A 14,707-nucleotide genomic window follows, 5' to 3' on the forward strand; every position below is an offset into this window, starting at 1 on the left:
ACTAGAGCGAGAGAACATTTATGAGCTTGAATCCTAGAGACGTCGTGATTGTCGACTTCGGTCGTACGCCGATGGGCCGCTCCAAGGGCGGCATGCACCGCAACACCCGCGCCGAAGACATGTCGGCGCACCTGATCAGCAAATTGCTGGAACGCAACGTCAAGGTCGACCCGAATGAAGTCGAGGACGTGATCTGGGGTTGTGTGAACCAGACCCTGGAGCAGGGCTGGAACATCGCCCGCATGGCGTCGCTGATGACCCAGATTCCTCACACGGCCGCCGGCCAGACGGTCAGCCGTCTGTGCGGTTCTTCCATGAGCGCGCTGCACACCGCCGCCCAGGCGATCATGACCGGCAACGGCGATGTGTTCGTCGTCGGCGGCGTCGAGCACATGGGCCACGTGAGCATGATGCACGGCGTCGATCCGAACCCGCACATGTCGCTGTACGCGGCGAAAGCCTCGGGCATGATGGGCCTGACCGCGGAAATGCTCGGCAAGATGCACGGTATCACCCGTGAGCAGCAGGACGCCTTCGGCGTGCGCTCCCACCAACTCGCCCACAAGGCGACCGTGGAAGGCAAGTTCAAGGACGAAATCATCCCGATGCAGGGCTACGACGAGAACGGCTTCCTGAAGCTGTTCGACTACGACGAGACCATTCGTCCGGAAACCACCCTGGAAAGCCTGGCGACCCTCAAGCCGGCCTTCAACCCGAAGGGCGGCACCGTGACGGCCGGTACTTCGTCGCAGATCACCGACGGCGCCTCGTGCATGATCGTGATGTCGGCCCAGCGCGCCCAGGACCTGGGCATCCAGCCGATGGCGGTGATTCGTTCGATGGCCGTGGCGGGTGTGGACCCGGCGATCATGGGCTATGGTCCAGTACCGGCCACGCAGAAAGCCTTGAAGCGTGCCGGCCTGAGCATTGCCGATATCGACTTCTTCGAGCTCAATGAAGCGTTCGCCGCACAGGCATTGCCCGTGCTGAAAGATCTGAAAGTGCTCGACAAGATGAACGAGAAGGTTAACCTGCACGGCGGCGCGATCGCCCTGGGTCATCCGTTCGGTTGCTCCGGTGCACGTATCTCCGGCACGTTGCTGAACGTCATGAAACAGAACGGCGGCACTTTTGGCGTGTCCACCATGTGCATTGGCCTCGGCCAGGGCATCGCCACTGTCTTCGAACGCGTCTAAGCGTTGCGTCGATGGGAGCCGGGGCCAAGTGCCCCGGTTTTTGTTTTTTCGGGTTCAGTAAAAAAGATTTTGTTTTTATTTTGAAAAGATTTCAGTGAGGGCCGAAGCATGCCGATACAACCTGGGCTCTACCAGCATTACAAAGGTCCGCAGTACCGCGTATTCAGCATCGCGCGGCATTCCGAGACCGAAGAGGAAGTGGTCTTCTATCAAGCCCTGTATGGCGATTACGGCTTTTGGGTGCGTCCCTTGAGCATGTTCCAGGAGTCCGTCGAGGTTGACGGCGAACAGGTGCCACGCTTTGCTTTGGTGCAGGCCGAAGAGAGCATTTTTCCCAAGGCTTGAGGCCAACCTGCGGGCAACCCTGCGCTTGACCTCACCTTGCAGCCACTATATATAGCGGTGCCGCGTCAGGCGCCAACCGCCTTTCACTTTTTAGCATTCAGGAATTTTCTGATCCATGGGCAAATCGCTGGTCATTGTGGAATCCCCGGCTAAGGCCAAGACCATCAACAAGTATCTGGGCAACCAATACGTGGTGAAGTCGAGTATCGGCCATATCCGAGACCTGCCCACCAGCGGTTCGGCTAGCGCCAGCAAGGAGCCAGCCGCCAAGCGCGGCAAGGCGGCTGCCGGTGAAGCGCCGGCGCTGTCGCCGAAGGAAAAGGCGCGCAAGCAGCTGGTCTCGCGCATGGGCGTCGATCCGGAACACGGCTGGAAAGCCAAGTACGAGATCCTCCCGGGCAAGGAAAAGGTCATCGAAGAACTGCGTCGGCTCGCCAAGGATGCCGACACCATCTATCTCGCGACGGACTTGGACCGCGAAGGGGAAGCCATTGCCTGGCACCTGCGCGAAGCCATCGGTGGGGATGACAGCCGCTACAAGCGCGTGGTGTTCAACGAAATCACCAAGAAGGCGATCCAGGAAGCCTTCTCCCAGCCGGGCGAGCTGGACATCCATCGGGTCAACGCCCAGCAGGCGCGGCGCTTCCTCGATCGCGTGGTGGGCTACATGGTCTCGCCGCTGCTGTGGGCCAAGATCGCCCGTGGCCTGTCGGCCGGGCGCGTGCAGTCGGTCGCGGTGAAACTGGTGGTCGAGCGCGAGCGGGAGATCCGTGCGTTCATCCCTGAGGAGTATTGGGAAGTCCACGCCGACCTCGGCACCACCAAGGGCGCCACCGTGCGCTTCGAAGTGGCCCGCGAGAAAGGCGAGGCCTTCAAGCCGCTCAACGAAGCCCAGGCCATGGCCGCGCTGGAAAAGCTCAAGGCCTCCAGCTACAGCATCGTCAAGCGCGAGGACAAGCCGACCAGCAGCAAGCCGTCGGCACCGTTCATCACGTCCACGCTGCAACAGGCCGCGAGCAATCGCCTGGGCTTTGGCGTGAAGAAAACCATGATGATGGCCCAGCGTTTGTACGAAGCCGGCTACATCACCTACATGCGTACCGACTCGACCAACCTCTCGGCCGATGCCGTGGCGATGGCGCGCTCCTATATAGAAAGCGAGTTCGGCAAGAAATACCTGCCGGACACACCGAACGTCTACAGCAGCAAGGAAGGCGCTCAAGAGGCTCACGAAGCGATTCGTCCGTCCGACGCCAATACCGAGCCGAGCAAGCTGTCGGGCATGGAACGCGATGCCGAGCGCCTCTACGAGCTGATCTGGCGCCAGTTCCTGGCCTGCCAGATGCTGCCGGCGCAATACCTGTCGACCACCGTCAGCGTCGCTGCCGGCGATTTCGAGCTGCGTGCCAAGGGCCGCATCCTGAAGTTCGACGGCTACACCCGCGTCATGCCGCAAATCACCAAGCCTGGCGATGACGACGTCCTGCCGGACATGGCCCAGGGCGATGTGATGAAGCTGGTCAAGCTGGATCCGACGCAGCATTTCACCAAGCCGCCGGCCCGTTACTCGGAAGCCAGCCTGGTCAAGGAGATGGAGAAACGTGGCATCGGTCGTCCTTCGACCTATGCGGCGATCATTTCCACCATCCAGGACCGTGGCTACGTGGCGCTGCACAACCGTCGCTTCTATTCGGAGAAGATGGGCGACATCGTGACCGAACGCCTGTCCGAGAGTTTCTCGAACCTGATGGACTACGGCTTCACCGCCGGCATGGAAGAAAACCTCGACGACGTGGCCCAAGGCGAGCGCGACTGGAAAAACGTGCTCGACGAGTTCTATGGCGACTTCAAGAAAAAACTCGAGGTGGCCGAGAGCCCGGACAGCGGCATGCGTGCGAACCAGCCGGTCATGACCGACATCCCGTGCCTGACCTGCGGTCGCCCGATGCAGATCCGCACGGCATCGACGGGCGTGTTCCTCGGTTGCTCGGGCTACAGCCTGCCTCCCAAGGAGCGCTGCAAGGCCACGGTCAACCTGGTGCCGGGCGATGAAATCGCCGCGGACGACGAGGGCGAGTCCGAATCCCTGGTGCTGCGTGGCAAGCATCGCTGCCCGATCTGCAGCACGGCGATGGACGCCTACCTGCTGGATGAAAAGCGCAAGCTGCACATCTGCGGCAACAACCCGGACTGTGCCGGCTACGAGATCGAAGAGGGCAGCTATCGCATCAAGGGTTACGAAGGCCCGAGCCTGGAATGCGACAAGTGTGGCAGCGAGATGCAGCTCAAGACCGGTCGTTTCGGCAAGTTCTTCGGCTGCACCAACCCGACCTGCAAGAACACCCGCAAACTGCTCAAGAGCGGCGACGCGGCGCCACCGAAGATGGACCCGGTGAAGATGCCTGAGCTCCAGTGCGAGAAGGTCAACGACACCTACATCCTGCGCGATGGTGCTTCCGGCCTGTTCCTGGCGGCCAGCCAGTTCCCGAAGAATCGTGAGACCCGCGCGCCGTTGGTGATGGAGATCGTGCCGCACAAGGACGAGATCGATCCGAAGTACCATTTCCTCTGCGAAGCCCCGCAGAAGGACCCGGAGGGTCGTCCGGCGGTCATACGCTACAGCCGCAAGACCAAGGAGCAGTACGTGCAGACCGAAGTCGATGGCAAGCCGACCGGCTGGAAGGCGTTCTACGACGGTGGCAAGTGGACCGTTGAAGACAAGCGCTGACCGATAGCCGGCTTGACGGGCGTCGCCCCCGCCAGCCTGCAGGAAATGAAAGGCCGCATGATAACCCTCGGGTTTTCATGCGGCCTTCCTGTTTTTGGCTTGCGGGCCCTCGGTCGATCCACGACACTGTCGCCCTTGCGTGACGCTTTTATTTCGCTGGGGGGATGCCGCCATGGCCCACGAACTCTACACCCGCACCAACCAGAAGATTTATTTCGCCGGCCTGTCGCTCGAAGCGCTCGCCAGGGCCGAGGAGGGGCGCGCGATGAATGCCCCGGCGCTGTTGCAGGCGGGGCGTGAGTCCGTGCTGTTCCATCTTTACGGGGCGTTATTGGGGTTGTGCCATGAAATTGCCGGTTTCTACCGCCTGCCACAGGCGAATGCATCCCGTGCCGAGCTGTTGTTGACCCGTGAAGTGCTGGAAACCATCGCTATCCCGGAATTGGCCGAAATGGTCGAGCTGGCCCATAACCCGGAAACCTGGCTGGCGAAGCTGTTGGCCGCCCATGCAGCGCTCTTCCAGCCGCCACGGGCCCCCCGCAAGCCGAAGGGAGACGTGACCCAGCCACTGATCGTGGCGGTCAACCTGGACGAGGAGGAGCCTGAAGAAGTGTTGAGCCGGGAGGAACTGGAAAGCTGGCGACAGAACCTCAAGAGCCTGGCGTTACGCTTTCGCGAGGGCCTGAACGAGTGCTGAGTGACCGCTCGGCCCAATGACGTTCGCCGACACCGCTTGGTCAAGATCCCGAGCGAAGCGGTTCCGATGACTATATAATCCTCGCCTTTCGTGGAGAACAGACTTTTATGCCAACGTCCTTTCTAGAAATTGTCGAACTTCCTGATGGCCGCATCGAGCTGCGCAGGGCCGAGGATGAGGGTTCCCTGGTGACGCTGAACTTCTCCGAAGACGCCAAGGAGTTCCTCCAAGGCCAACACGTCGAGGTCGCCAAGGCGATGCTGAGCGTGGGTGTGCAGATGGCAGGGCGCCTGGTCGAGGGCGAATTCAACAAGGAAGAGGGGCCACGGGTTCTTCATTGATCCCGTCCGTCGGCTTTTTAGAAGCAATGTACTGACCGGCTTCTCTGTCCTGGAGAAGCCCTGCGCTTGTCTTAGCCCAATCGAATGTTCAGGCTCTGCGCGTCTCCGGTGCGAGCCGCGCTGATCAATTGCTGCCGTGCTGTCGCGTTCAACGGATTGATCCAGCTGACGACGGTATGGCTGCGACCCAGGCGCAACGCTTCGCAGGTCAACTGTTGCGCGCTTTGGGTGCCGCGCGGTTGCAGCAGCAGGATCCGTTCGCGATTCAGGCCGGCATCCCGCAGCCAGGCCTGGGTGACACTGGCGGGTGGGGCGATCAGCGTCAACCAGCGAGCATCCTGGTCCTGGCTCAATTCCCGCAGGATCGGCGCCAGCAGGTTCAGGCAATTCCCGGCGGCACCCCGTAACGACAGTTCGCTGAAAGCCTCGGGCTCGACGCCCCAGGGCGATTCGATAACCTCTTTCAGGACTGGAACCAGCGGTTGGGCCATGAATGCCTCGAACAGCGGAAGTTGTGTGTGCTGCGGGGTGTGAGGGAATTGCATAAAGCCTCCTTTAGCGGCGAATCACGCCGACGCTCAAGCCTTCGATGACCAGGTCCTGATCTTTCAGGTTTACTTCGATAGGCGCGAACTCGGGGTTCTCGGCAATCAACCAGACCTTGCTGCCATCGCGCTTGAAGCGCTTGACGGTCACTTCGTCGCCGATGCGTGCCACCACGATCTGGCCATTACGGGCTTCGCGAGTGGTATGGACGGCCAGCAAGTCGCCGTCGAAGATGCCGATGTCCTTCATGCTCATGCCATGCACCCGGAGGAGGTAGTCGGCACGAGGGTGGAAGAACGAAGGGTTGATGTTGCACGATTCCTCGACATGCTGCTCGGCGAGGATCGGGGCGCCGGCGGCCACGCGGCCGATGATCGGGAGGGTGGTTTCGTCGGCCTTGGCTTCGAAGCCCGGGATGCGGATGCCGCGGGAGGCGCCCGGGGTCATTTCGATCGCACCTTTGCGGGCCAGCGCCTTGAGGTGTTCTTCAGCCGCGTTGGGCGACTTGAACCCCAGTTCCTGGGCGATTTCCGCACGGGTCGGGGGGTAGCCGTTGTCTTCGAGGCAGCGTTTGATGAAGGCCAGAATCTCTGCTTGGCGTGGCGTCAGCTTTAGCATATTGATCGCTCTGTCTTTTTATACAGTGACTGGGATTATATACAGTGGACGGCGCTTGGCAATCCTCCTTTTTCCACCAGGCGCTGGACGGTCGCCTGCGGCATGGCTACAGCCCGTGAAAAGGTGTGGTTAAATAGCTGACCGGGCGTTCGCAAAACGCCCCGGCAGGCTTGACAAGCCACAGGCTGAAACGTATGTTTCAAACAAGTGTTTGTCAGGCGGAGTAGCCATGGCCCAGTCGGAAACCGTTGAACGCATTCTCGATGCTGCCGAGCAGTTGTTCGCGGAAAAAGGTTTCGCCGAAACCTCGTTGCGCCTGATCACCAGCAAGGCCGGGGTCAACCTGGCAGCGGTGAACTATCACTTCGGTTCGAAGAAGGCCCTGATCCAGGCTGTGTTCTCGCGGTTCCTCGGGCCTTTTTGCCTGAGCCTCGATCGGGAACTGGAGCGACGCCAGGCCAAGCCTGAGGTCAAGCCGACCCTGGAGGAACTGCTGGAAATCCTGGTCGAGCAAGCCCTTGTCGTGCAGCCCCGCAGCGGCAACGACCTGTCCATCTTCATGCGCCTGCTGGGCCTGGCCTTCAGCCAGAGCCAGGGGCACCTGCGGCGTTACCTGGAAGACATGTACGGCAAGGTGTTCCGCCGCTACATGTTGCTGGTCAATGAGGCCGCGCCACGTATCCCGCCGATCGAACTGTTCTGGCGCGTGCACTTCATGCTCGGTGCCGCAGCTTTCAGCATGTCCGGTATCAAGGCACTGCGGGCCATCGCGGAAACCGACTTCGGCGTGAACACCTCGATCGAGCAGGTGATGCGGCTGATGGTGCCGTTCCTGGCGGCCGGCATGCGTGCCGAAAGTGGCGTGACCGATGAAGCCATGGCGGCCGCGCAATTGCGTCCGCGCAGCAAATCCGCCCCGGCGCTCGCCAAGGCGTAAGGGCATGGGTGGGCGCGGCGGCCTGCATCCGCTAAGCTAGCCGCCCATGCCGACTCTCGTTTCGAACCCGTCCTATTCCCCATTGCATCACCGCGACCTGCCGGGGCTGGACCCTGGCGCCAGGGGCGTGGTTGCATTGCCATGCGGGTTCATCTTTATCAAGGAAATGCTATGACTGCTGGCCTGCAAGGCTCGTTGATGGTGGACGTCGCCGGTACCTGGCTGACGGCCGAAGATCGCCACCTGTTGCGTCAGCCCGAGGTGGGCGGCCTGATCATTTTCGCGCGCAACATCGAGCATCCGCGCCAAGTGCGTGAGTTGAGTGCGTCGATCCGCGCTATCCGCCCCGATCTCCTGTTGGCGGTGGATCAGGAAGGCGGGCGCGTCCAGCGCCTGCGCCAGGGGTTCGTGCGATTGCCGGCGATGCGCGCCATCGCCGACAACCCGAACGCCGAATACCTGGCCGAGCAGTGTGGCTGGATCATGGCGACCGAGGTGCTGGCCGTCGGCCTGGACCTGAGTTTCGCCCCGGTGCTGGACCTCGACTACCAGCGCAGCGCGGTCGTCGGCAGTCGTTCCTTCGAAGGCGATCCCGAGCGCGCGGCGCTGCTGGCCGCAGCGTTCATCCGGGGCATGAGCGCTGCCGGGATGGCCGCCACCGGCAAGCATTTCCCGGGGCATGGTTGGGCCGAGGCGGATTCCCACGTGGCGATACCCAACGACGAACGCAGCCTCGAACAGATCCGTGCCAACGACCTGGTGCCCTTCGCCAGGCTCAGCCAGCAACTCGCGGCGGTCATGCCGGCCCATGTGATCTATCCACAGGTCGATCCCAACCCGGCCGGATTTTCCCGGCGTTGGCTGCAGGACATCCTGCGGGGCGAGTTGGGTTTTGACGGTGTGATCTTCAGTGATGACCTGTCGATGGCCGGCGCCCACGTGGTGGGTGACGCCGCCAGTCGCATCGAGGCCGCCTTGACGGCCGGTTGCGACATGGGCCTGGTGTGCAACGATCGGGCTGCCGCGGAGTTGGCCCTGAGTGCCGCACAGCGCTTGGAGGTCACGCCGTCGGCGCGAATCGCGCGGATGCGCGGCCGCGCCTTTGCCTCCACCGAGTACCGCCAGGATCCGCGCTGGTTGACGGCGGTCGGGGCGCTGAGGGCTGCCCAGCTGATTGATTAAGGGGGGGCCGTGACTGGTATGCATAATGTTCGGCGGTACCCATGACCCTGTCAATTGAGGCGCTTCTCGAGACGGAATGGGGCGAATGCTTCCATCCGCGCTCCCTTGAGCGCGGGTTCGACTACGCCGACAGAGCGCGAGTACGAATACTGCGGATAGACGAGCAGTCGATTCACGCCGAATGCGAGGGCAGCGGCGATAATGTCTATCAGCAGGTGATCGAGCTCACTCGTTACCAGGGATACGACGACGTTCGTTACGAATGCTCGTGCCCGGTCGGTGACAGCTGCAAGCACTGCGCCGCCGTCATGTTCCATTTAATGTCGGATCCGCAAGCATTGAGGGCGGGATCCGCCAGCGAGCGCCTGAGTTCTGAACTTGAAAGCTGGATCAAGTGTATTCCCGAGCGGGGCGCCGATTCGCTACCCGGAAAAAAAGACGCCGATGTCCGGATCTTCTACAAACTCAAGAAGACGTACATAGGGCAATGGGTTTTGGAGCTCTTCAAGGGGCGCCAGCTCGATGATGGCTCCCTGAAGGATCTGAAAGCGTTTGGCCAACTGAGGGATATGCTGAATCGTTTTCCGAATTACATGTCCGACATCGACAAGCAGATTGGTCAGTCGCTTATCAGCAGTCAGCATTATCACAGTCAGAACAGTTTCCCGTTGCAAGAGCGCAGTGGCGCCGAGGTGCTGGCGCTGGCATTACAGTCCTCACGCCTGTTCCTGGATTTCGACCCGCCGCAGCCATTGAGCGCAGGGCCGCAAAAAAATGCGCAGTTCGTCTGGGAAGAGCAGGCCAACGGCAATTATCGGCCTCGGTGGCGAAATGGCAATCAGGTGCTTGATAACGTCCTGTTGCTTGAGCCGCTTCATTATCTGGATTTGTCGCGCAGGGAGCTTGGCCGGTTGTCCTATGAAATGGACGACAAATTGGCGTGCCATTTATGCCGTGCTCCGGAGGTACCCGTTCGAGATGTCGTGCTCTTCAGTCATCGGATCAACGCTATTGACCGCTCAATCCCGCCTCCAAAAGAACTGACTGAGCGCATTATCGACAGTGTTGAGCCGCGAGCGGTGTTGACGTTGGGAAGTGCGCTCGAGTTTCAGAGCTGGAAGCCTGTTCCAGAACATCGCGCGGCATTGACCTTCCTTTATGATGGTCATGTGGCGGACGATAACGCATCCAGCGAGCTGCTGGTCCTGTCCGGGACCGAAATCTTGCGCATTGAGCGTAAGCCGGATGTCGAGCAAGCCTTTCGCACCGTTCTGCGTAAGGTAGGTTTCAATAAAGCCAGTCGCAAAAGCCTTGCGCTGGCAGGTACCGGTGGTGAGCTGTTCCAAATGGCGGATGACGCGGCCTGGTTGGCATTCATGGATAAAGGCCTGCCGCAACTGCATGCCGCCAATTGGCAGATCGATATCGAAGCGGGCTTTCATTTTGATCTGCAGCCGGTGGAGCAGTTGTACGCCGATATCGAGGAGTCTCCCGGCCGAGAGTGGTTCGATTTACAACTGGGCATTGTCGTGAATGGCAAACGGCACAGTCTATTGCCGATCTTGCTTCACTTGCTTCGCTCAAGCCCCGAGATGATGGATCCGGGCAATCTCGATCGGCGCAGTGATGATCAGTTGATGTTGATTGATCTCAACGGTGGAAAGCTCACAGCGGGTCCTGGCGTGAAGGTCGCGTTGCCGTATGGGCGGGTCAAGCCGTTGATGGCAACGCTTGGCGAGTTGTACATGAAGGAGCACCGGGGTGACTCGATACGGCTGAGCGCCTTTGATGCGGCCAGGTTGAATGTGCTGGAAGGCGTGCCATTGACCTGGCAGGGCGGGGAGCGATTGCGCACGTTCGCCAAGCGATTGCATGAGTCGACTCACGCACATGTTCTTGCGCCGGCAGGGCTCAAAGCCACGCTGCGACCTTATCAGCTCGAAGGGCTCAACTGGATGCAGACGCTGCGCGAGCTGGAAGTCGGCGGCATCCTGGGCGATGACATGGGCTTGGGTAAAACCTTGCAGACGTTGGCTCACCTGCTTTGCGAGAAGGAGGCCGGGCGGCTGGATCTACCGGCGCTTGCGGTCATGCCCACCAGTCTTATTCCCAACTGGCTTGACGAAGCCGCGCGCTTTGCACCGCAGCTCAACGTCGTGGCGCTGCATGGCGCAGCCCGGCAAAAAGATTTCGCCAGCCTTGCACAGTACGATCTGGTATTGACGACTTACGCCTTGTTGCCACGGGATCTGGAGGTGCTAAAGCCCCGGGCCTGGAGTGTACTGATTCTCGATGAAGCCCAGAACATCAAGAACCCCGCCAGCAAGGCCGCCCAGGCTGCCCGCGAACTCAATGCCCGGCAGCGCCTGTGCCTGTCCGGTACGCCCCTGGAAAATCATTTGGGCGAACTCTGGTCGCTGTTTCATTTCCTGCTGCCAGGCTGGTTGGGGGACAGCAAAAGCTTCAATCGGGACTATCGAACGCCGATCGAAAAGCACGGCAATAGCGAGCGAATGCGCCATCTGACGGCGAGGATAAAACCGTTTTTGCTACGGCGCAAAAAGGAACAAGTCGCCACTGAGCTGCCACCTAAGACAGAAATAGTGCATTGGGTCGAACTCAGTGAGGGGCAGCGGGATGTCTATGAAACCGTGCGCATAGCCATGGACAAGAAGGTTCGGGACGAAATCGCCCGCAGCGGCGTGGCGCGTAGCCAAATCATCATTCTTGATGCGTTGCTCAAGTTGCGTCAGGTTTGCTGCGACCTGAGGTTGCTCAATACGGTGCAGACGGCCAAAGCGTTGCGTTCCGGCAGCGGCAAGCTGGCCAGCTTGATGGAAATGGTCGATGAGTTGCTCAGCGAGGGGCGCAGGATTCTACTGTTTTCCCAATTCACCTCGATGTTGGCCTTGATTGAAGAGCAGCTGCAAAAGCGAAGCCTTACTTATTCGTTATTGACCGGCTCCACCACGGATCGCCGCACCCCGGTGAGGGACTTTCAGAGCGGCAAGGTGTCGCTTTTCCTGATCAGTCTGAAGGCGGGCGGTACAGGGCTCAATCTGACGGCTGCCGACACGGTGATTCATTTTGATCCTTGGTGGAATCCGGCGGTGGAAAACCAGGCCACCGACCGAGCTTACCGGATTGGGCAAAACAACCCTGTGTTCGTCTATAAACTGATTGCCCAAGGCACCGTGGAAGAGAAGATACAAGCCCTTCAGCAGGATAAGGCTGCGTTGGCTGGCAGTGTGCTAGACGGTGGCACAATGGGTGGATGGAAGCTTGAGCAGAGCGATATCGAAGCGTTGTTTGCACCGCTGCCCAAGACCTGATTCACCGACACAATCACTTGGCTATGTCGCCTGATAGCCAGCCATTGCGAGCAAGCTCGGTTCTCACAAGCATTGAGGAGGACCTCAGCGTTTCTCCAGTTTGTCCGGCAGCGGTGCGAACAACGCCTCGATATCGTCGCTCTGCAATTTCCAATCCCCGGCCACGCGTCCGTCCAGGACGCCGGCGGCGAGGTCGGATTTTTCCTTTTGCAGCAGTTGGATCTTCTCTTCCACGGTGCCCCGGGCAATCAACTTGTAGACGAACACCGGTTTTTCCTGGCCGATACGATAGGCGCGATCGGTGGCCTGGTTTTCGGTGGCCGGGTTCCACCACGGGTCGTAATGGATCACGGTGTCGGCTTCGGTCAGGTTCAGGCCTACGCCACCGGCCTTCAGGCTGATCAGGAAAATCTGACGCTTGCCGCTCTGGAATTCCTTCACGGGGGTGCGCCGGTCGCGGGTCTGGCCGGTCAGGATGGCGTAGTCGACGCCGCGTTTCTTCAGCTCCTCTTCGATCAGCGCGAGCATGGACGTGAACTGGGAAAACAGCAGCACCCGCCGACCTTCCTCGAACAGCTCCTCCAGCATCTCCATCAGGCTGTCGAGCTTGCCCGACGTACTGCCCCGGGCAGGGAGGGCGGCGTCGTTGATCAGGCGCAGGTCGCAGCACACCTGGCGCAGCTTGAGCAGGGCTTCGAGGATGATGATCTGGCTGCGGGCCACGCCTTTGCGGGTGATTTCGTCGCGCACTTTCTTGTCCATGGCCAGGCGCATGGTTTCGTAGACGTCCCGCTGGGCATCGCTGAGTTCCACCCAGTGGATGATCTCGGTCTTGGGCGGCAGCTCGGTCGCGACTTGCTCCTTGGTCCTGCGCAGCAGGAAGGGTTTTATCCGGCCGTTGAGGTGCTGCAGCCTGGCGTCGCTGCCGCGTTTTTCAATAGGGGCGCGGTAATCGCGGTTGAAGCTCTTGACGTCGCCGAGCCATCCCGGCAACAGGAAGTGGAACAGCGACCACAGCTCGCCCAGGTGATTTTCCAGCGGTGTGCCGGACAGGCACAGCCGTTGCCGGGCGTTGAGTTCACGGGCGGCCTGGGCGGCCTTGCTGGTGGGGTTCTTGATGTATTGGGCCTCGTCGAGGATCAGCACGTGCAGCGGTTGCGCCGCCAGCCGCTCGACATCCTTGGGCAGCAGCGCATAGGTGGTGAGGACCAGGTCGTAGTCGGCCAGTCGCCCGAAGTGTTTCTTGCGCCCGGCGCCGTACAGGGCCAGCACCTTGAGCTGCGGGGTGAAATGGGCCGCTTCGTCGAGCCAGTTGGGGATCAGGCTGGTGGGCATCACCACCATGCATGGCCGGTCGAGGCGCCCGGCATTTTTTTCGCTGAGGATGTGCGCCAGGGTCTGCAGGGTCTTGCCCAGGCCCATGTCGTCGGCGAGGATGCCGCCCACTTCCAGTTGTCGCAGCGATTGCATCCAGCTCAGGCCTTCGAGCTGGTAAGGCCTCAATGTGGCGTTCAGGCCTTCGGGGGCGGCAGCGGAGTAGTCCTTGATGTCCCTCAGGCGCTGGGCGAGGCCTCGAACGTATTCGCCGCCTTCCCAGCTCAATGGCATGTCTTGCAATGGGTTCAGGCGCAGGGCGTCCGCGCTGTTCAGGCGCAGCTTGGTGGTGCCGGGTTCTTGCAGGTAGAACTCGCCCAGGGTCGCCAGCACCGGTTTCAATCGACCATAGGGCAAGGCCACCTGTTGCGGGCCGAACTCGGAATTCGGGCGGTTGGGCAGGTTGACCAGGATCAGTTCGTCGTCGCGACGCCTGGCCAGGCGTTCCGGGTTGAACAGCTCGATGTGCGAGCGCATCAGGTTCAACAGGATCGGTAGCAGGCTCAGGCGCTCGCCGTTGACGATGATCCCCAGCTCCAGGTCGAACCAGTCCCGCTCCGGGGTTTCCTCCACCGTGGCATACCAGTCGTCCACGGCGGTCAGGTCGAAGCCGAATTCCTCGTCGATCTGCAACTCCCAGCCTTGTTCGCGCAATTTCGGCAGGTCATTGAGGGTGAAGGTCAGCCAGGCGCTGTCGTTGACCATCTCGTACAGCTCGCCGGCGGTTTCCGGCAACGCCTTGCTCTGCCGGGTGGCGACCTTGAAGCCCAGGATTCGCAACTGCTCGCGGCAGGATTGCTCCACATCGGTCTGGCGCTTTATCCGCAGGGTCTGGGTTTCCTGGCGCAGCAGCACGTCGCTGTTGCGCTGGCCGCTGACGTACTCGCCCAGGTAGCTGAAGGAGAGGGCGGCGCGGTGCTGGATGTAGCGTTGCATCTTGCCGTTGCGCGGCTCGAAGGCGCTGAACTCGATGCTGGCCAGCCACAGGCGCGGCAGCGGTTGCACGTTGTCCACCAGCACTTGGGGCGGTGCCTTGGGGCTGCGGTTGTCCAGCACCGACTGGAGTTTTTCCAGCAGTTGCGCGTCTTTCTCGGCGGCCGGGTAGGCCAGGGTTTCCTGGACTTGCAGGAGGACCGCCGCACAGTGCTTGCAATTGATGCGCACCGGGCAGGAGCACGCGGCTTCGAGCAGGATCAACGTGCCTTTGGCCGACTCCTTGAGGCGAATGGTCTGGCGATAGACGCTGCTGCCGGAGCCTTCGCAACTGGCGGTGATGGTGCTGTCGCCGGCCTCGACGATCCTGACCCGGTTTTCCAGCGCATAGCGGCGCCCACGCTCCAGACTCTGTTCCTTGAATCGATTGACCCAGGAAGGGGCCAGGGGTTTGCTCAGGGGCGAGGGCATAGGCGCG

11 protein-coding genes are annotated in these 14,707 nt (G+C 61.0%); 8 read left to right on the forward strand and 3 right to left on the reverse strand.

The window, feature by feature from the left end; all coding sequences use genetic code 11:
• The first annotated feature begins 20 nt into the window (after positions 1-20).
• From fadA to Q6A48_RS07820, 5 genes are all read left to right on the forward strand, one after another.
• Positions 21-1,196, forward strand: a complete 1,176-nt coding sequence (gene fadA, locus Q6A48_RS07800) for an acetyl-CoA C-acyltransferase FadA (RefSeq protein WP_041020098.1) — start codon at positions 21-23, stop codon at positions 1,194-1,196.
• Positions 1,197-1,304: 108 nt separating this feature from the next.
• Entirely contained in the window at positions 1,305-1,541 is a 237-nt protein-coding gene (locus Q6A48_RS07805; protein ID WP_304553285.1) for a DUF1653 domain-containing protein, read from the forward strand.
• Between the two features lie 115 nt (positions 1,542-1,656).
• Entirely contained in the window at positions 1,657-4,269 is a 2,613-nt protein-coding gene (gene topA, locus Q6A48_RS07810) for a type I DNA topoisomerase (protein ID WP_304553286.1), read from the forward strand.
• A gap of 172 nt (positions 4,270-4,441) precedes the next feature.
• Positions 4,442-4,966, forward strand: coding sequence for a DUF6586 family protein (locus Q6A48_RS07815; RefSeq protein ID WP_304553287.1), 525 nt, complete (start codon positions 4,442-4,444; stop codon positions 4,964-4,966).
• Between the two features lie 107 nt (positions 4,967-5,073).
• Entirely contained in the window at positions 5,074-5,307 is a 234-nt protein-coding gene (locus Q6A48_RS07820) for a hypothetical protein (RefSeq protein ID WP_304553288.1), read from the forward strand.
• Positions 5,308-5,378: 71 nt separating this feature from the next.
• Here Q6A48_RS07820 and sulA read toward each other — a convergent pair whose 3' ends face one another.
• Both sulA and lexA read right to left on the reverse strand, forming a co-directional pair.
• Complete coding sequence (gene sulA / locus Q6A48_RS07825; protein WP_304553289.1) at positions 5,379-5,852, reverse strand: SOS-induced cell division inhibitor SulA; 474 nt, start codon at positions 5,850-5,852, stop codon at positions 5,379-5,381.
• A 10-nt stretch (positions 5,853-5,862) separates the two neighbouring features.
• Positions 5,863-6,471 carry a transcriptional repressor LexA gene (gene lexA / locus Q6A48_RS07830; RefSeq protein ID WP_047227210.1) on the reverse strand — a complete coding sequence of 203 codons (609 nt, stop codon included), beginning with the start codon at positions 6,469-6,471 and terminating at the stop codon, positions 5,863-5,865.
• A gap of 229 nt (positions 6,472-6,700) precedes the next feature.
• On the opposite strand from lexA, the gene Q6A48_RS07835 reads away from it, so the two are divergent.
• The 3 genes from Q6A48_RS07835 to Q6A48_RS07845 all read left to right on the forward strand — a co-directional run bounded on the left by Q6A48_RS07835 (position 6,701) and on the right by Q6A48_RS07845 (position 11,922).
• Positions 6,701-7,408: a TetR/AcrR family transcriptional regulator gene (locus Q6A48_RS07835; RefSeq protein WP_304553290.1), complete on the forward strand. Its 708-nt coding sequence runs from the start codon at positions 6,701-6,703 to the stop codon at positions 7,406-7,408.
• A 183-nt stretch (positions 7,409-7,591) separates the two neighbouring features.
• Positions 7,592-8,590 carry a beta-N-acetylhexosaminidase gene (gene nagZ / locus Q6A48_RS07840; protein WP_304553348.1) on the forward strand — a complete coding sequence of 333 codons (999 nt, stop codon included), beginning with the start codon at positions 7,592-7,594 and terminating at the stop codon, positions 8,588-8,590.
• Positions 8,591-8,631: 41 nt separating this feature from the next.
• Positions 8,632-11,922 carry a DEAD/DEAH box helicase gene (locus Q6A48_RS07845; protein WP_304553292.1) on the forward strand — a complete coding sequence of 1,097 codons (3,291 nt, stop codon included), beginning with the start codon at positions 8,632-8,634 and terminating at the stop codon, positions 11,920-11,922.
• 84 nt (positions 11,923-12,006) lie between these two features.
• Here the strand turns inward: Q6A48_RS07845 and Q6A48_RS07850 are convergent, their stop codons facing one another.
• A complete protein-coding gene (locus Q6A48_RS07850; RefSeq protein WP_304553293.1) occupies positions 12,007-14,700 on the reverse strand; it encodes a DEAD/DEAH box helicase in 2,694 nt (897 codons plus the stop codon).
• Positions 14,701-14,707: the final 7 nt, after the last annotated feature.

The organism is Pseudomonas citrullilanati (assembly GCF_030580855.1).
Classification (GTDB): Bacteria; Pseudomonadota; Gammaproteobacteria; order Pseudomonadales; family Pseudomonadaceae; genus Aquipseudomonas; species Aquipseudomonas citrulli.